This is a genomic window from Pleomorphomonas diazotrophica (assembly GCF_002844595.1).
In the GTDB taxonomy this organism is placed as follows: domain Bacteria; phylum Pseudomonadota; class Alphaproteobacteria; order Rhizobiales; family Pleomorphomonadaceae; genus Pleomorphomonas; species Pleomorphomonas diazotrophica.
In genome coordinates this window covers 215830-232230 of sequence record NZ_PJNW01000011.1, presented here as the reverse complement: position 1 = coordinate 232230, position 16401 = coordinate 215830, and the positions used below count along the sequence as shown (strand labels likewise).

The 16401-nt window shown below is 65.4% G+C and carries 16 protein-coding genes; 3 read left to right on the top strand and 13 right to left on the bottom strand.

Annotated features, from left to right (window positions below):
* Nucleotides 1–8: 8 nt before the first annotated feature.
* The 8 genes from coaBC to CXZ10_RS14420 all read right to left on the bottom strand — a co-directional run bounded on the left by coaBC (nt 9) and on the right by CXZ10_RS14420 (nt 9068).
* Nucleotides 9–1214: a bifunctional phosphopantothenoylcysteine decarboxylase/phosphopantothenate--cysteine ligase CoaBC gene (coaBC, locus tag CXZ10_RS14455; RefSeq protein WP_101290044.1), complete on the bottom strand. Its 1206-nt coding sequence runs from the start codon at nt 1212–1214 to the stop codon at nt 9–11.
* A 102-nt stretch (nt 1215–1316) separates the two neighbouring features.
* Entirely contained in the window at nt 1317–2012 is a 696-nt protein-coding gene (phoB, locus tag CXZ10_RS14450) for a phosphate regulon transcriptional regulator PhoB (protein ID WP_101290043.1), read from the bottom strand.
* Nucleotides 2013–2036: 24 nt separating this feature from the next.
* Nucleotides 2037–2744: a phosphate signaling complex protein PhoU gene (phoU, locus tag CXZ10_RS14445; RefSeq protein WP_180336002.1), complete on the bottom strand. Its 708-nt coding sequence runs from the start codon at nt 2742–2744 to the stop codon at nt 2037–2039.
* Between the two features lie 22 nt (nt 2745–2766).
* The gene (gene pstB, locus CXZ10_RS14440; RefSeq protein ID WP_101290041.1) at nt 2767–3585 is read right to left on the bottom strand and encodes a phosphate ABC transporter ATP-binding protein PstB; all 819 of its coding nucleotides are present in this window, start codon (nt 3583–3585) and stop codon (nt 2767–2769) included.
* 21 nt (nt 3586–3606) lie between these two features.
* Complete coding sequence (gene pstA / locus CXZ10_RS14435; RefSeq protein ID WP_101290040.1) at nt 3607–4944, bottom strand: phosphate ABC transporter permease PstA; 1338 nt, start codon at nt 4942–4944, stop codon at nt 3607–3609.
* On the bottom strand, nt 4941–6398 hold the full coding sequence (gene pstC / locus CXZ10_RS14430; RefSeq protein ID WP_101290039.1) for a phosphate ABC transporter permease subunit PstC: 1458 nt from the start codon (nt 6396–6398) through the stop codon (nt 4941–4943). Before pstC ends, pstA begins: the two co-directional genes overlap by 4 nt.
* A 91-nt stretch (nt 6399–6489) precedes the next feature.
* A complete protein-coding gene (locus CXZ10_RS14425; RefSeq protein ID WP_101290038.1) occupies nt 6490–7524 on the bottom strand; it encodes a substrate-binding domain-containing protein in 1035 nt (344 codons plus the stop codon).
* 164 nt (nt 7525–7688) lie between these two features.
* Nucleotides 7689–9068, bottom strand: coding sequence for an ATP-binding protein (locus CXZ10_RS14420; protein WP_101290037.1), 1380 nt, complete (start codon nt 9066–9068; stop codon nt 7689–7691).
* Nucleotides 9069–9194: 126 nt separating this feature from the next.
* Here CXZ10_RS14420 and ppk2 point away from each other — a divergent pair, with 126 nt between their 5' ends.
* The gene (gene ppk2 / locus CXZ10_RS14415) at nt 9195–10181 is read left to right on the top strand and encodes a polyphosphate kinase 2 (protein WP_244617166.1); all 987 of its coding nucleotides are present in this window, start codon (nt 9195–9197) and stop codon (nt 10179–10181) included.
* Between the two features lie 9 nt (nt 10182–10190).
* On the opposite strand, the gene CXZ10_RS14410 is transcribed toward ppk2, so the two are convergent.
* Nucleotides 10191–11633 carry a glutamine synthetase family protein gene (locus CXZ10_RS14410; protein WP_244617165.1) on the bottom strand — a complete coding sequence of 481 codons (1443 nt, stop codon included), beginning with the start codon at nt 11631–11633 and terminating at the stop codon, nt 10191–10193.
* Between the two features lie 95 nt (nt 11634–11728).
* Between CXZ10_RS14410 and CXZ10_RS14405 the strand changes: the two genes are divergently transcribed.
* Nucleotides 11729–12898 carry an alpha/beta hydrolase gene (locus CXZ10_RS14405; RefSeq protein WP_143741533.1) on the top strand — a complete coding sequence of 390 codons (1170 nt, stop codon included), beginning with the start codon at nt 11729–11731 and terminating at the stop codon, nt 12896–12898.
* A gap of 12 nt (nt 12899–12910) precedes the next feature.
* Here the strand turns inward: CXZ10_RS14405 and CXZ10_RS14400 are convergent, their stop codons facing one another.
* From CXZ10_RS14400 to CXZ10_RS14385, 4 genes are read right to left on the bottom strand one after another with little or no spacing between them, the layout of a single operon-like run.
* Nucleotides 12911–13264: a helix-turn-helix domain-containing protein gene (locus tag CXZ10_RS14400; protein ID WP_101290035.1), complete on the bottom strand. Its 354-nt coding sequence runs from the start codon at nt 13262–13264 to the stop codon at nt 12911–12913.
* Between the two features lies 1 nt (nt 13265).
* Entirely contained in the window at nt 13266–13829 is a 564-nt protein-coding gene (locus tag CXZ10_RS14395; protein ID WP_101290034.1) for a Smr/MutS family protein, read from the bottom strand.
* 3 nt (nt 13830–13832) lie between these two features.
* Complete coding sequence (mltA, locus tag CXZ10_RS14390; RefSeq protein ID WP_244617164.1) at nt 13833–14927, bottom strand: murein transglycosylase A; 1095 nt, start codon at nt 14925–14927, stop codon at nt 13833–13835.
* Between the two features lie 7 nt (nt 14928–14934).
* Entirely contained in the window at nt 14935–15636 is a 702-nt protein-coding gene (locus CXZ10_RS14385; protein ID WP_101290033.1) for a Tim44/TimA family putative adaptor protein, read from the bottom strand.
* A 210-nt stretch (nt 15637–15846) separates the two neighbouring features.
* Here CXZ10_RS14385 and CXZ10_RS14380 point away from each other — a divergent pair, with 210 nt between their 5' ends.
* On the top strand, nt 15847–16389 hold the full coding sequence (locus CXZ10_RS14380; protein ID WP_180336001.1) for an FxsA family protein: 543 nt from the start codon (nt 15847–15849) through the stop codon (nt 16387–16389).
* The last annotated feature ends 12 nt before the right edge of the window (nt 16390–16401 follow it).

Sequence of the window (16401 nt, the reverse complement as noted above, 5' to 3'; positions counted from 1 at the left end):
AATCGAAATCAGCCGAGCTGTTCGGCGATCAGGGAAATGAGCCGCTCGGCCACTTTATCCTTGGACAGCGTCGGCCAGATGTCGACGCCGGCCGACGAAAGGACGCGCACGCTGTTGCGGTCGCCGCCGAACACGCCGCCGGCCGGGGACACGTCATTGGCGACGATATAGTCGGCTCCCTTGGTCGCCAGCTTGCAGGCGGCATTCGTCTCGACATCGGTTGTTTCGGCAGCGAATCCAACCAGGATCTTCGGGCGCTGTGCGTCGTGGCCAAGCGTCGCCAGGATATCCGGATTCTCGATGAAGGAGAGGGGCGGCGCATGGCCGGCTGCTTTCTTGATCTTCTCCGATGCCACGTCCGCCGGCCGCCAGTCGGACACCGCGGCGGCCATCACCGCGGCATCGGCCGGTAGGGCGGCAAACACCGCTGTGAGCATCTCCGCCGCTGTCTCGACACGGACGACGTCGACGCCTTCAGGGTCAGGGATCGCGACCGGACCCGAGACGAGCGTTACCCGGGCCCCGGCGCGGGCAGCGGCGGCGGCGATGGCGTGCCCCTGCTTGCCCGAGGAACGGTTGGTGATGAAGCGCACCGGGTCGATCGGCTCGATGGTGGGTCCGGATGTGACAAGCACGTGCCGCCCGGCAAGTGGCTTCGGCTCTGCCGCTTCGGCGAAGAACGCCTCAACGCCCGCCAGGATCTCCACCGGTTCGGTCAATCGGCCAACGCCGGCCTCGTTGCGCTCGGCCATCCGACCCTCGGCCGGTCCGATGAAGCGGACGCCGTCGGCGGCCAGTTGCGCCGCGTTGCGCTGGGTTGCCGGGTGCGCCCACATGCGCTGGTTCATGGCCGGGCAGACGATGATCGGTGCGGCGGCTGCAAGCAAGCTGGCGGTAGCGAGTTCGTCGGCGATGCCGTTGGCCATGCGGGCGATGAGATTGGCGGTGGCAGGCGCCACCAGGATCAGGTCGGTGTCGCGCGAGAGCACGATGTGGCCAATATCCTGCTCTTCTGTGGGGTCGAACAGGTCGCTGAACACCTTCTCGCCGGAGAGAGCGCCCACCGTCATCGGCGTCACGAACTCCTTGCCCGACCGCGTCAGGATCACCCGCACCGCGGCGCCGCGCTCCTTGAGCCGCCGGATCACCTCGAGCACCTTGTAGGCGGCGATGCCGCCGCCGATGACGATCAGAATGCGCTTGCCCGCCAGCATCTCAGGCCCTCTCTCGCGTGTTGGAGGGGACCCTAGACCATTGCGGCGCAGAAGGTAAGCGGCAGGAAGCGGCCAGCTGTTGAGGCAGAAACGAAAGCCCCCTCAGCTGGTGGCGAACTTCTCGTCGAAGGAATAACCGGAGCCGCGTACCGTGCGAATGGGGTCGCGGACGCGACCGCGGTTGATCGACTTCCTGAGACGGCCGACATGGACATCGACGGTCCGCTCGTCGACATAGACGTCATGGCCCCAGACGCCGTTGAGAAGCTGCTCGCGCGAGAAGACCCGGCCCGGCGACTGCATCAGGAACTCCAGCAGGCGGAACTCGGTCGGCCCAAGATGGATTTCCCGCGCCGAACGGCGCACGCGGCGTGTCTCGCGGTCGAGTTCGATATCGCCCGCCGTCAGCAGGCTGGACACCGTCTCCGGTTTGGCCCGACGCAGCATTGCCTTGACGCGGGCGATCAGCTCGGGAACCGAGAAGGGCTTCACCACATAATCGTCGGCGCCGGTGGCGAGCCCGCGCACCCGTTCCGACTCCTCGCCACGTGCGGTCAGCATGATCACCGGCAGCCGCTCGGTCTCCGGCCGCGCCCTGAGACGACGGCACAGTTCGATGCCGGAGAGGCCCGGCAGCATCCAGTCGAGCAGCAACAGGTCCGGCGTGATCTCCTTGAGGCGAATGTCGGCCTCGTCACCGCGGAAAGCCTGCTCCACCTCGAAACCCTCGGCCTCGAGGTTGTAGCGCAGCATCAGCGACACCGCCTCCTCGTCCTCGACGATCATCACCTTGGCCATGGTGGTCCTCAACTCCCGAGCTTGTTAGGAACCGGCGATGGTGCTGGCGATGGAGGCGTCGGCCTTCGGCCGCTCCTCCTCGTAGGACCGGCCCGTCACCATATAGTGCACCGATTCGGCGATGTTGGTGGCATGATCGCCGATTCGCTCGATGTTCTTGGCGCAGAACAGAAGGTGGATGCAGAAGGTGAGGTTGCGCGGATCCTCCATCATGTAGGTGAGGAGTTCGCGGAACAGCGAGGTGTAGAGCGCATCAATCTCATCGTCGCGCTGTCGGACGCTGCCGGCCGCCTGATCGTCCTGGCTGGCATAGGCATCGAGCACCCGCTTGAGCTGCTGCAGGGCGATCTCGCACAAATGCTCGACGCCGGTGATGAGCTGCTTGTGCGGGAAGACGCCGTTGATGGCGACGACACGCTTGGCGATGTTCTTGGCGAGGTCGCCGACCCGCTCGATATCGTTGGCGATGCGCATGGCGCCGACGATTTCGCGTAGGTCATTGGCCATCGGCTGGCGACGGGCAATCACCAGGATCGCCTTCTCCTCGATTTCGTGCTGCAACCGATCGAGCTCTTTGTCGCCGGCGATCACGCGCTGGGCGAGGGCAAGGTCGAGGCGGGTCAGCGCTGCCACCGAATCACCGACCGCGCGCTCGGCGAGGCCGCCGATTTCGGTGACCAGGCGGGCGATCGCCTTGAGGTCATCGTCATAGGCGGAAACCGTATGTTCCATGGAAATCTCCTGCCGTTTCCGGTCAGCCGAAGCGGCCCGTGATGTAATCCTGCGTCCGCTGTTCCAGCGGATTGGTGAAGAGATGGTCGGTGGGGCCTTCCTCGATCAGGTGCCCGAGATGGAAGAAGGCGGTGCGCTGGGACACGCGTGCCGCCTGCTGCATCGAGTGCGTGACGATGACGATGGTGAAGTTGGCGCGCAGCTCGTCGATCAGCTCTTCCACCTTGGCGGTGGCGATCGGGTCGAGCGCCGAGCAGGGCTCATCCATCAGGATCACCTCCGGCGACACGGCGATGGCGCGGGCGATGCAAAGGCGCTGCTGCTGGCCGCCGGAAAGCCCGGTGCCGGGTTCGTTGAGCCGGTCCTTCACTTCGTTGAACAGCGAGGCCTTTTGCAGGGAGGTGACCACGATCTCCTCAAGGTCGGCCTTCGAGCGGGCAAGGCCGTGGATGCGCGGTCCGTAGGCGACATTGTCGAAGATCGACTTCGGGAACGGGTTCGGCTTCTGGAACACCATGCCGACGCGGGCTCTCAACTCCACCACGTCGAGGTCGGGATCGTAGATGTCCCGTTCATCGAGCTTGATGGTGCCCTCGACGCGGGCGCCGGCGATGGTATCGTTCATGCGGTTGATGCAGCGCAGGAAGGTCGACTTGCCACAGCCGGACGGGCCGATGAAGGCGGTGACCGCCTTCTCGGGGATGTCGATGGAAACCCCATGCAGGGCTTCTTTCTGGCCATAGGTCACCTTGACCTTGGCTGCGTGGATCTTGACCGGGCGGCTCGCCGGATCGGGGGTGCGGACGGTCTCGAAGGTCGTCGCGACCTGAACTGCGGACATGGCGAAAACTCCGGGAAACGATTACCAGCGGCGCTCGAAGGCGCGGCGAAGAATGATGGCGAGGCTGTTCATGGCGAGCAGGAAGGCGAGCAGCACGATGATTGCCGCCGAGGTGCGCTCGGTGAAGGCACGTTCGGGCTCGGTCGCCCACATGTAGATCTGGGTGGGCAGCGCCGTGGCGGGGTCGAAGGGCGTCGTCGGGTATTCGACGATGAAGGCCTTCATGCCGATCATCAGGAGCGGCGCCGTCTCGCCGAGGGCGTGGGCGAGGCCGATGATGGTGCCGGTAAGCACGCCGGGCATGGCGAGCGGCAGCACGTGGTGGAAGACGGTCTGCATTTTCGAGGCGCCGACCCCGAGTCCGGCCTCGCGGATCGAAGGCGGCACTGCCTTCAGCGCCGCGCGGGTGGCGATGATGATGGTCGGTAGGGTGGTCAGCGTCAGGACAAGGCCGCCGACGAGGCTCGCCGAGCGCGGCAGGTGGGCGAAGTTGATGAAGACCGCTAGGCCTAGCAAACCGTAGACGATCGACGGCACCGCGGCGAGGTTGTTGATGTTGACCTCGATCAGGTCGGTCCAGCGATTTTTCGGGGCGAACTCCTCCAGATAGATCGAGCCTGCCACGCCGAGGGGCAACGACAGCACCAGGACGACCAGCATCATGTAGAGCGAGCCGACCAGCGCCACGCCCACACCGGCCAGTTCCGGCCGCGTCGAGGCGCCGTTGGTGAACAGGCCGGTATTGAAGGCAAGGCGCAACGCTCCCTCCTTCTCGAGCTTCTGGATGATCGCGATATGCCTGTCCTTGACGAGGCGCTGGCTTTCCGGGATGTCGGCGCGGATCGAGCCCTTGACGAAGGAGTCGACGTCGCCGGTGGCGTAGAAGTCGACGTTTCTCTTGGTGCCGATCAGTGATGGATCCTTGGCGATCATCGTCCGGAGCATCGGCGCGGACCCCTTGGAGAGCAGGTCGAGACCGTCGTAGAGCGCGTCTTCGTCATTGGGGTCGAGTTCGAGGGTGCTCTGCAGCGACGCGGCGATCAGATCGTCGAAGCGGAAGGCGTTGCCGGCCATGATGGCGGCGGGTGAGCGGTCGCCATCCGGCGCGATGATGTTCGCATCGAAGTTGACGATCATGCTGATGCGTGTCTGCTGGAACGCAGTGTAGCCCTTTGCCACGATCGATCCGAACAGCGCAACGAGGAAGCAGATGGCGATGGTTACCGCCACGAGTCCGTAGGTGCGGAAGCGGCGTTCGGCGGCGTAACGGCGCTTGAGGCCGATGTCGAGCTTGGAGATGGAGCGGGTTTCCGAACCGCCGATCCGCGAGGCGGAAAGGGAGGACGTTGCTTCCGTCATTCGTATTGCTCCCGGTACTTGCGGACGATGGTCAGCGCCAGCACGTTGAGGCCGAGCGTGATGACAAACAGCGTGATGCCCAGCGCGAAGGCGACCAGTGTCTGCGGGCTGGTGAACTCAAGGTCGCCGGTCAGCTGATTGACGATCTTCACGGTGATGGTCGTCATTTCCTCGAAGGGATTGAGCGAGGCACGGGCGGCGACACCAGCCGCCAACACGACGATCATCGTCTCGCCGATAGCTCGCGATACCGCGAGCAGGACCGCTCCGACCACGCCGGGCAGCGCCGCCGGCAGGATCACCTGCCGCATGGTCTCCGACCGTGTGGCGCCGAGGGCCAGCGAACCGTCGCGCAGTGAGCGGGGAACCGCGGTGATGATGTCGTCGCTGAGCGAGGACACGTAGGGAATGATCATGATGCCCATCACCAGACCGGCGGTGAGCACGTTGTTGCCGGACGTGCCGAGGCCGAGCGGTAGGGCGATGTAGTCGCGGATCATCGGCCCCACGGTTGTCAGGGCGAAGAAGCCGTAGACGATGGTCGGGATGCCCGCCAGGATTTCGATCAGCGGCTTGGCGATCGAACGCACCTTCGAGGTTGCATATTCTGCCATGTAGACGGCCGAGAAGAGACCGATCGGCACGGCCACCACCATGGCGAAGAAGGAAATGTAGAGCGTGCCCCAGAACAGCGGCAGGAAGCCGAACTGGCCGCTCTCCGATGAGCCGGCGGCGGCGAAGCGCGGATCCCAGACGGTGCCGAGATAGAAGTTGGCCGGCGACACCATCGAGAAGAACTGCAAGGCCTGGAACAGCAGGCTGAGCACGATGCCGACGGTCGTGAGAATGGCTACCGACGAGGCGGCGATGAGCAACGCCAGAACGGTATTTTCGACGAGGTTGCGTGCCCTGAGACGCGGCTTCACCCGGACGAAGGCGAAGATCAGGCCGAAGCCGAGGGCGGCGACAACGGCAGCGTCGACAGCGGTATCGAGCCCGTCGGAAACAAGATTGAGCGCTGCGGCGGCGACCAACTGATAGGGTTTGACATCCTGCCCGAGCGGCAGCCCATGACGGGCGAATGTCGAGCGCGCCGCCACGACGCCAATGCGGATGTCCTCAAGCTCCTCAGGGGTTACCAGCTTGAGGCCGGCCGCCACCTGCTGCACGCCGGATACTTCGAGCGAGAGTTGCGCGGCGTTGGCCAGCACCTGCTCGGGCAGGTTGGTGCGCACGGTCTGCTCGATGAGAAACGGCTTGGCGACCGACAGCGCGACGAGAATGAGCAGCGCCGGCATCGCCGTCCAGATCAGCACGTAAGCGCCGTAATAGCCAGGCCGGGCAGCGAGCGATCCGCGCCCTTTGCCGGAGAGGACGACAGACTTCCAGCGGCCCAATACGAAGCCGAAGAAGGAAAGACCCGCGATCAGCGCGAGCAGCCAGAGCGGACCCATGCGGCCTCCCGGATGTTTCGCCCGCCCACCGGCGCGGCGCAAGAAGGAGGGGCCTCCGACGAGAGGCCCCTCCAGGACGTGTAGCGATCGATCAGAGGGTCTTGCCGGCCTGGAAGTCGGCCAGCACCTGCTGCCGCTCTTCCTTGGGCGCCGGGACGAGGCCCTTGGCGACGGTCGGCGACCGCGGGCCGATCATCTGGTCGGCCAGGAAGAACTCGACATAGTCCTTGAGGCCCGGAACGACGCCGAGGTGGGCTTTCTTGACGTAGAAGAACAGCGGACGAGACACCGGATACTCGCCCTTGGCAATGGTCTCCACCGACGGCGCGATACCGTTCATGGTCGCGACCTTCAGCTTGTCCTGGTTGTTCTCGTAGAAGGCGAGGCCGAACACGCCGATGCCGGTCTTGTTCGAGTCGATGCGGGCGAGCGTCTCGTTGTACTCGCCGTCGATGTCGACGGCCTTGCCATCCTTGCGCACCTTGGCGCAGGCCTTCTCGGCGTCGCCCTTGGCAAGACCCGAGGCGATGAAGGCGTCATAGGCCTTGGTGGCCTTGCAGCCTGCGACGAGCACGTTCAGCTCGAACACTTCGCGCGTGCCGTGCTTCTCGCCGGGGATATAGGCGGCGATTTCCCAGTCGGGGAAGCCAGCCTTGACGTCCGACCACTTGGCGTTCGGGTTGTCGACGAGCTGGCCGTCCTTCAGAACCTTGGCACCGATGGCATTGAACCAGTCGGCCGGCTCGAAGGCGAAGTCCGGGCCCTTGATGTCGGAGGCGAAGACGATGCCGTCATAGCCGATGCGGATTTCCTGCACCTCGGTGACGCCGGCCGCCTTGCAGGCGTCAAGCTCTTCCGCCTTGATCTTGCGGGAGGCGTTGGCGATGTCGATGGTGTCGTCGCCGACGCCCTTGCAGAACTCCTTGAGGCCGGCACCGGAGCCGCCACCCTCGACGATCGGCGCCTTGAAGTTCGTGTTCGCCTCGGCAAAGGCCTCGGCGACGATGTTCGCGTAGGGCAGAACGGTGGAGGAGCCGGCGATGTGGATCTGCTCGGCGGCGAAGGCGGCCGTACCGGTGACGGAGAGGCCGAGCACGAAGGCGCTGGCGGCGGTGGAGAATTTCACGGGAGTACTCCTAACGGTTTAGGATCTTGACGGTGGGATCACTGAAAGCCCGTTGGCTGTCTCGTCCCCGTCACGTCGCGGACCCTAGCGACCTGGCACTACCCTTCTATGACAAACCGACTACAATATTGTGACAGTATAATATATTGAAGAAAAACAGATAATCATGCTTCGAGCCGCTCGTCGGTGACGAGTTTCGTCTCTTTCGTCATCTCGGCTTCCACCAGGTCGGATCGGCGGGGCAGCCAGACGTTGACCGTGGTGCCGACGCCCACTTCGGAGCGAATGACGAGGCGCCCCTGGTGCCGGTTGACGATATGCTTGACGATGGCAAGGCCCAGGCCGGTCCCGCGCTGTTCGCGGCTCCTCGCCGCGTCGACCCGGTAGAAGCGTTCGGTAAGGCGCGGCAAATGTTCCGCCGCTATGCCGGGGCCGTCGTCGGACACGCTGGCTCGGAAGCCGGCACGGCCGTCGTCACCGATCTCCTCGCGAATTTCCAGCGTGATGCGTCCGCCGTCGCGACCATATTTGACGGCATTCTCAACGAGATTGGCGAACACCTGTGTCAACTCGTCGCGGTCGCCGGCGGTCGGCGCGGCAGCAAGGGTGTTTTCCGCAATGACGACTGCGTGTCGGTCGGCTGCCACCGGTGCCAGCATGTCGGCGACCGCCGGCAGCACCTCGGCAAGGTCCACGGCGCCAGTCGGGCGGACATGTGCCTTCATTTCGAGGCGCGACAACGACATCAGGTCGTCGATCAATCGCCCCATGCGCCGCGCCTGCTCCAGCATGATGGTGAGGAAGCGCTCGCGATTGGCTTCGTCGCGCCGGGCCGGACCGAGCAGCGTCTCGATGAAGCCGGTCAGCGAAGCAAGCGGCGTCCGGAGTTCGTGGCTGGCGTTGGCGACGAAATCGCTCCGCATGCGGTCGAGCCGGACGGCCTCGCTTTCATCGCGCAGGCGCAGCAACACGAAGTCCGGCCGTTTGCGCGGCTCGGGACGCGGCAAACGCAACGGAGAGCAGCGGACGACGAAGTGCCGTTCGCCACCAATGCCCCGTTCGATGAAGCGCACCGGCGGCAGGGTCTCCCCTCGTCCGGCACGCTGGAGCGCGTCGAGGATCTCCGGCGCGCGCAGGCGGAAGGCGAGCGGGTCGCCGATGCGGGCCGACCCGAACTCGGCGGCCGCGGCAGCGTTCTGGTAGCGCAGCGTGCCATCGGCATCGGTCAGAAAAGCCGGCTCCTCCATCCCGTCGAGCAACAGCTTCATGCCGGTGTCCGGCCAGCGGCGGGCCGGCAGTCGGTCGGCCGGCCGAGGTTGCGCCGTCTTTCCGCCGGTCGGCAACACCGAGACGGCGGCAATGGCGGTGGCAACGAACCCCATAAGCGCCACGGCCGTCGGCAGGTCGGCGATGAACAGCATGATCAGCCAGAAGGCGGCCGCGGCGGCGAGCACCGTCTGCAAGCGTCCTTCGGTGATCGCCTCGGCGAGACGCCCCCGCCCCTCGCGCGGCGTATCCTCCGGCCTGTCCGGCGTGGAACTCATGATGTTTATTGGTCCTTAAGCGGAAGAGCGGACTCTGTCATATTGATAAACGTCTTTTATGACGCTTGTAGCGTGGTTTGCCGTGCCCGTGCCGATTGAGAGCGCGCGGATTCTGGGGGAAAGCCGATGGGAAAGAAAGACAAATCGACGAACGACATGACGCGTCGCTTCGTATCGAGCGTCGAGCTGATCGCTGCCCGGGAAGGGGCCGCCGTGCTGGCGACGCAGGCGCCCGACGCACCGCCGATCACGCTCGGCAAGGTTACCTTCGATCTCGATAACCCTTATCTCCCGGAGGAGATCGAGATGGAGGCGCTCGGCTCCGGCGGCTACCCCTACAAGGAAAGCCTGAAGGAAAAGGCCTATCTCGAAGAACTGCGGGTGCTGCAGATCGAACTGGTGAAGCTGCAGAAATGGGCCAACGACACCGGCCAGCGCATCGTGCTGCTGCTGGAGGGCCGCGACGCGGCCGGCAAGGGCGGCACCATCGGCACCTTCCTCGAATACATGAACCCGCGTTCGGCCCGCCATGTGGCGCTGGCCAAGCCATCCGACGTCGAACGAGGCCAGTGGTATTTCCAGCGCTACGTCAAGGAGCTGCCGACCAAGGGCGAAATCGTGTTCTTCGACCGCTCCTGGTACAACCGCGCCGTCGTCGAGCCGGTGATGGGCTTCTGCACGCCCGAGGAAGCCGAGCTGTTCCTCGAGGAGGTGCCGCATTTCGAGCGCATGCTGATCCACGACGGCATCGTGCTGATCAAGATCTGGCTCGACATCGGCCGCGAGATGCAGCTCAAGCGGTTCCACGACCGCCGTCACGATCCCCTGCGCATCTGGAAGCTGTCGCCGGTCGACCTCAAGGCGCTGGGCATGTGGGATCAGTATACCGCTGCCCGCGACCGCATGTTGAAGGCCAGCCATTCCGACCTCAGCCCTTGGGTCGTCGTTCGCTCCAACGACAAGAAGCGGGCTCGTCTCAATGCCATCCGCTACCTGCTGTCGAGGCTTGACTACGACCGCAAGAACCTGGCCGCCATCGGTGAGATCGACGACAAGATTCTCGGCAAGGGTCCGAAGTTCCTGAAGATCAAGGATGCCAAGGGCAAGGATTGAGGAGCGGCATCAGGCCAGCCTCAGGTACCAGTGGATGTCGCGATCGCTCACTTCGGCGAAGAAGCGGTCGCACTCCGTCTCCTTGATGGTGAGATAGATGTCGGTGAGCCGTTCGCCGAGCCGTCGCTTCAGGAAGTCGGAGCTACGGGCGCGCCGGAGCGCTTCCGGCCAGAAGCGTGGCAGCGACGGCGGCACCTGCGAATAGCCGTTACCGGTGACCGGCTTCGACGGCTCGCGCTTTGCCTCGATGCCCTCGATCATGCCGGCGATCACCGTGGCGAGCGCCAGATAGGGATTGGCGTCGGCGCCGGCCACCCGCTGTTCGAGATGGCGCGCTTGCGGTGGGCCGCCGGTGACGCGGATCGGCACCGAGCGGTTGTCCATTGCCCAAGCCGGGCCGAGCGGCGCGTAGGAGTTGGGCTTGAAGCGCCTGAAACTGTTGGCATTGGGGGCGAAGATCGCCATGCTCTCGGCCATGGTCGCCTCAAGACCGGCGATGGCGTGGCGGAGAAGCGCATTGCCCTCCGGTTCGCTGCCGGCGAAAAGGTTGTTGCCGGCTTCATCGCAGAGACTGACGTGGAAATGGGCGCCGGAGCCTGCGAAGGCTTCGTAGGGCTTGGCCATGAACGTGGCGACGAAGCCGTGGCGTTCGGCGACGCCCTTGACCAGCCGCTTCCAGAGAATGGCGTCATCGGCGGCGCGGAGCGCATCGTCGCGGTGTTCCAGCACGATCTCGAACTGGCCGGGCGAGTATTCCGAGATCAACGTGCGGGCTGGCAGACCGGCCACCTCGGCGGCGGCGTAGACGGCTTCCAGGAACTCGGAAAAATCGGAGAGATCCTGAACGAGATAGGCCTGGAGGTCGGTCTGGCGGAATCCATTCGGCGCCGCCGGCGGCACCACCCTGCCCTCGGCCGCCGCCCGACCATCGATCAGATAGAATTCCAACTCGACCGCGGCGACCGGCCGGAAGCCGAGGCTTCTTGCCTCATCGACGACCCGGGCGAGTGCGTGGCGAGGATCGCTCGCCGATCCCGTTCCGTCGCCCTCGAAGGACGTGAGAAGAAACTGGGCGGTGGGTGCCTGCCGCCAGGGCGAGCGGACGAGCGTGCCGGCAACCGGCCGACACATGCGGTCCGCATCGCCCTGCTCCCAGAGAAGGCCGGTTTCCTCGACGTCGGCACCCTTGATGTCGAGCGACAGCACCGAACAGGGTAGCGGGCGGCCGGCGCGGTAGGCGCCGAGAAGCTCGGATCGACGCAAGATTTTGCCGCGCTGCACGCCGGAGCAATCAGTCAGAAAACACTCGAACTGAACGACGTCGGAGTTGGCGGCGAGGAAGGCTTCGGCCTCGGCGACATCGGCGATCTTGGCGGCGGACATGAATGACGGCCCCGACATGTCGGCAACCGGAAGAGCCGGCGGCGACAGGATGAAGAACCAGGCTGTCATGGCATTTCCCGCCGGCCGTTGTCCAGCCGGCGAGTTCGGCATGGTCTCTTGGCATTCGCTCCGCTAGAACTGCATTGTTCTTGTTGCAGGTCGCCATGCGCTTTCGCCTTGCCCTTGTCCTTTCCCTGCTGTTCCTCGCGGCTTGCGCCGGGTCGCGCCCCGATGGCGGCGCCCTTGAGGTGACGGCGCTACCGGCCTCCGGCGCCATCGAGCATGAGTTGCTGGTGGCGGCCACCCGCGAGCGTGCTGCGAGCGGACCGGCAATGTTCAATGGCGAGCGGGCAAGCCGGCTCGATTTCGCCGATCTCTCCATCTCGGTGCCGGCAAAGCATCGGTCCGGCGACATCGAATGGCCGTCACCGCTGCCGGGCGACCCCAAGACGCAGTTCGTGGCGCGGTCGCTCGCCTATGTCGACGGTGCCAGCACTTTCAAGAAGCGTCTTTCGGAACGGGTCGCCGCCTTGCCAAAGGGGCGGCGCGCCGTGGCGGTGATCGTCCATGGTTTCAACAACGATTTCGACGAAGCCGTTTTCCGCGCCACTCAGATCGTCCATGACACGGGGTTTGACGGCGTCCCCGTACTGTTCACCTGGGCTTCGCGCGGTTCAGTGTTCGACTATGTTTACGACCGCGACAGTGCCACCATCGCTCGCGATGGCCTGGAAGAGCTGCTGCGCATTGCCTCCGACAGCGGCGTCGAAGACCTCTATGTGTTTGCCCATTCCATGGGAACCTGGGCGACCGTTGAAGCGCTGCGTCAGGCCAAGATCGCCGGCAATGGCGATTTCAAGGGCAAGCTCCGCACCGTGGTGCTGGCCGCACCCGACATCGACGTCGACGTGTTCAAGTCTGAGATGCAGGTGATCGGCCGGCCGAAATATCCCTTCATTCTCTTTTCTTCATCCGACGATCAGGCGCTCTGGCTGTCCGGCCTGATCGCCGGCGAAAAGCCGCGTCTCGGCGCCTATACGGAAGACAAGAAGGCCATCGCCGATCTCGGCGTCATCGTCATCGACATATCGGGTACCGAGGCCAAAGACTCGCTTGCCCACAACAAGTTCGCCGTCGTCCTGCCCGAGTTCGTGAACAGGATCGGCGAGCGCCTGCGGCATGGCGACCGCCTGGCAACGGGGCGCAGCAGCCTTTCGGAGTCGGCCCGCAGCCTGACCGGCTCCTTCGGCAGCCTCCTCGGCACGACGGCCGGAGCCGTGGTGACCTTGCCGGCTTATCTCCTGACGCTGCCGGTGAAGGCCGTGGGTGGCTGAATCCTTGTCGGGTCAGCGTCTGCCCAGGAGGTCGATCATTTGATCGAGCCGGCTCTCGTCGAGGCTGCCGATGCGTTCGGCAAGACGGTTGGCGAGCTCGGTGGCCTTTGGCGTGAGGCCCTCGGTATCGATGACGATGCGCGGATGCGACAGGTCGGCCAGCCGTTCGAGTTCCTCGGCCTCGTCCCAGATGATGTTGAGGTGGCCGATGATCCGCTGCAGAAGATCCCAGGTCGGGCGGCCCCGTCGGCCGTGCTCCAGCGCCGACAGATAGGCCGGCGACACACCGATCGCCGCCGCCATCGACTTCAGGGTCATGCCGCGCGCCTCACGCAGCTCGCGCAGGCGGGCGCCGAACGGGGTCATGTCACTTCCTCTTGCGGATCCGCACATAGAGCGCGCCGCCGCCGCCGTGCCCCGGCCCGGCATCCTCGTAGCCCAGCACGACCCGGCGGAACTCCGGCAGGCTCAGCCAGAGTGGCACGACGCGTCTCAGCACGCCACGCTCATGATCGTGCAGGCTCTGGAAATCCCCTCCCGGCCGCCCCTTGCCGGTGATCACCAGCACCACCTTCCAGCCCATGACCTGGGCGTGGGAAAGAAAACCGGAAAGGCGGGCATGCGCCTCGTCCTGCCGGTAACCATGCAGGTCGAGGCGGCCGTCGATGGCGATGCGACCGCGATTGACGGCTTGCCGCTCGCGCTTGCCGAAGGGGTGCAGCTTCGGCAGGGTCGGCTTGGGCGGCGGGGCGGGGGCTGCTGTAGGCGGTGCGTGGACAAGCGGCCGCTGCGCTTCGGGCTCGGCGGCCGAAAGCGCTGCGGGTGGTGGTGGCCCTATCTTCTCGGGAAAGAGCGGCGTCACGGTCTTCTTCACCGCCCGCCAGAGGTCTTCCTCCTCGGGGGCGAGCGGCCGACCTCTGCGGCGGGACATCGGTCAGCCCTCCCGCGGCACGAGCAAGGTGAAGCGGGCCGCATCGCGGACCCGCGCCGCCAGCGCGAAAGCGGCGTCACCTGAGCCGAAGAAGATGTCGCCGCGCGCCGGACCGATGATCGCCGAACCGGTATCCTGCGCCATCATCAGGTGGCGGAACGGCCCGGCGGCGAGATCGGCTTCGACGAAGACCGGCGCATGAAAGGTGATCAGCGATCGGTCGACGGCCAGCGATCGTCCCGGTGTCAGTGGCACGCCGGCAGCGGCGACCGGCCCTAGAGCAGGATCATCGACCGGCGCCTCGCGAAAGAAGATGTAGGAGCGGTTTCGGATCAGCGCGGCCCGTCGTTCCTGAGGAGCGAGGCCTTCGAGCCAGGCACGCAGGGCATCGGCGGTGGCTTCGGCGGCGCTGGTGACGATGCCGCGTTCGAGCATCAGGCGCGCCACCGGAAAATAGGGGTGGCCGCTTTTGGCTGCGAAGGTGATGCGTAGGAGATCGCCATCCGGCAGGCGCAGCCGCGCCGCGCCCTGCACATGGATGAAGAAGGCCTCGACGGCACTCTTCACATAGGCGACCGGTCGTGCCCGCCCGTCGAGGGCTCCGGCCATGATCGCTCCCCGGTCGGGGCAGGCGGCAAGGCGCCCCAGTCCATCCTCGAGCGCCCAGGTCAGCGCCGGATCGAGGTTTCGCCGATCGTCGTCCGTGCCGATTTCTCTGAGGCCACGCGGCGGCGCAAGCAAGGGCACCGGAAAGGCGAGCGAAGGCTGAAGCCGCGCATCCACCTCTGGCTCGAAGAAGCCGGTGACGAAGCCTTCTCCGGCGATCGGCTCGACGCGGAACGGCTTGAAATGGGTCTCGAAAAAGGCACGGGCATCCGCAGGGCCAACCGCCTCGCCCAGTTCAAGAGCCAACCGACCCTTTTTGACCAGCGCCGCGCCCTCCGGACCAAGCGCCTTGGTGGTGGGCGCCTTATCGGTGAGGCGGACCGCCGAGCGACGGAAGGCCGTGAAAGCGGCAGCGTGATCGTCATCGGTCCAGCCAGGAAGATCGGCGAAGGCCACGGCGACGAGGCGGGCGGCGGAAAAAGCGTCGGCCAAGATGCTGTCAGCCCCCGGCGTCGGTGGCAACCAGCTTCCAGTTCGGGTCGGACGACCTGACTTCGCGGGCGAAGGTCCAGACGTCGGTCACCTCGGCGACTTTCTGTGGGTCGCCCTCGATCACCGAGCCGTCGCGGCTGCGGGTGACCGAAATGAGCTGCGAGGAGAAGCGCACCGTCACCTGTGCCACGCCGCCCTCAAGCCCGGCGTCGACCACGTCCGACTTGTCGATGCCGACGAAGGTGAAGTCGATCTTCTCACCGCGTCCCTCACGCTCGGTGATCACACCGGAAAATCCATCGAACACTTCGCGCGACAACAGCGGCTTCAACGTCGCCCGGTCGCCGGCGGCAAAGGCCGAGACGATCATCTCATAGGCGGCGCTGGCGCCACCCATGAAGCTGTCGATGTCGAAGTTCCGATCGGCGGCAGCGATGGCCTTGAGGCCGGCGTTGGCCTTGCCCTCAGGGATCATCTCGTCGATGCGGGCGAGCACCGTCTCCCGCGGATCGGACCGGCCCTCGCGTGGCAGCGTCACCACGTTGTCGCCGGCCGGCGGCGCCTCGACTTCCGCCTTGCGACCGGCAAAGGGATCGAAGGGTGGCTTTTCATTGCCGGTGCGCGTGCCGAGAACGCTTCTGAGGCGCCAGAAGATGACAACGGCGATCACGAGGAAGATGAGGCTGGTCAGATCGAGGAAGGCGTTCATCCGAGCTTCGTTTCCCTCAGTTGGCGCCAACAGGGCGCAGCATCGCGTTTGTGTCGTCTGCCTATGTAGGCGACCGCGGCGGCGAGGGAAAGACGGACATGCGGTGAATCTGCGGCGACTTCTATGATGGCGCCACCGCTTGCAGTCTCCATCACTCCGACCATATGGAGCGATGCCTACCCTTGCGCCGGGCGGGCCGGGCGGCGCATCATGTCTAACCACGCCGATCGAACCGGAACCGCCATGCGCCTTTCGCCTTACCTGCCTCTTCTTCTCATCGCTTGGCCGATTGCCGAGATCGCGGCGCTCGTCTGGGTAGGCGGCCATCTTGGCGTCATCAACACCATAGCCTTGGTCCTGCTCGCCGCGTTCGGCGGTCTGGTGCTGTTTCGCTATGTCGGCTTCGGTCTTCTGCGCCGGGTGCAGGCCGAGCTTGCCGGCGGCCGCATGCCGACCGGGACGCTGCTCGAAGGCTTTGTGGTGCTTGTGGCCGGCGTGCTGCTGATCCTGCCGGGCTTCCTGTCCGACGTACTGGCCTTCCTGTTGCTTTTCGCCCCGCTGCGGCGGCTGATCATCGCGGCGATCGCCACCCGATTTGTGGTTTCGACCGTTTCGCCCGGCCGCGCCCGTCCCAAGGAAGACGGCGTCGTCGATCTCGATGAGGACCAGTGGGAAAGCCGGAGCAGCGATGAGTCGCCCTGGTCGGATCGCCCGCCCATCCCGCCGCCGGATCGCAACGGCAATCGGCCTTGATCTCATCCGCCA

What these genes read in the sequence shown, in the direction of transcription:
- coaBC (WP_101290044.1), bottom strand. Translation starts at nt 1,214, where the DNA reads ATGCTGGCGGGCAAGCGCATTCTGATCGTCATCGGCGGCGGCATCGCC.
- phoB (WP_101290043.1), bottom strand. Translation starts at nt 2,012, where the DNA reads ATGGCCAAGGTGATGATCGTCGAGGACGAGGAGGCGGTGTCGCTGATG.
- phoU (WP_180336002.1), bottom strand. Translation starts at nt 2,744, where the DNA reads ATGGAACATACGGTTTCCGCCTATGACGATGACCTCAAGGCGATCGCC.
- pstB (WP_101290041.1), bottom strand. Translation starts at nt 3,585, where the DNA reads ATGTCCGCAGTTCAGGTCGCGACGACCTTCGAGACCGTCCGCACCCCC.
- pstA (WP_101290040.1), bottom strand. Translation starts at nt 4,944, where the DNA reads ATGACGGAAGCAACGTCCTCCCTTTCCGCCTCGCGGATCGGCGGTTCG.
- pstC (WP_101290039.1), bottom strand. Translation starts at nt 6,398, where the DNA reads ATGGGTCCGCTCTGGCTGCTCGCGCTGATCGCGGGTCTTTCCTTCTTC.
- CXZ10_RS14420 (WP_101290037.1), bottom strand. Translation starts at nt 9,068, where the DNA reads ATGAGTTCCACGCCGGACAGGCCGGAGGATACGCCGCGCGAGGGGCGG.
- ppk2 (WP_244617166.1), top strand. Translation starts at nt 9,195, where the DNA reads ATGGGAAAGAAAGACAAATCGACGAACGACATGACGCGTCGCTTCGTA.
- CXZ10_RS14410 (WP_244617165.1), bottom strand. Translation starts at nt 11,633, where the DNA reads ATGACAGCCTGGTTCTTCATCCTGTCGCCGCCGGCTCTTCCGGTTGCC.
- CXZ10_RS14405 (WP_143741533.1), top strand. Translation starts at nt 11,729, where the DNA reads ATGCGCTTTCGCCTTGCCCTTGTCCTTTCCCTGCTGTTCCTCGCGGCT.
- CXZ10_RS14400 (WP_101290035.1), bottom strand. Translation starts at nt 13,264, where the DNA reads ATGACCCCGTTCGGCGCCCGCCTGCGCGAGCTGCGTGAGGCGCGCGGC.
- CXZ10_RS14395 (WP_101290034.1), bottom strand. Translation starts at nt 13,829, where the DNA reads ATGTCCCGCCGCAGAGGTCGGCCGCTCGCCCCCGAGGAGGAAGACCTC.
- CXZ10_RS14385 (WP_101290033.1), bottom strand. Translation starts at nt 15,636, where the DNA reads ATGAACGCCTTCCTCGATCTGACCAGCCTCATCTTCCTCGTGATCGCC.
- CXZ10_RS14380 (WP_180336001.1), top strand. Translation starts at nt 15,847, where the DNA reads ATGTCTAACCACGCCGATCGAACCGGAACCGCCATGCGCCTTTCGCCT.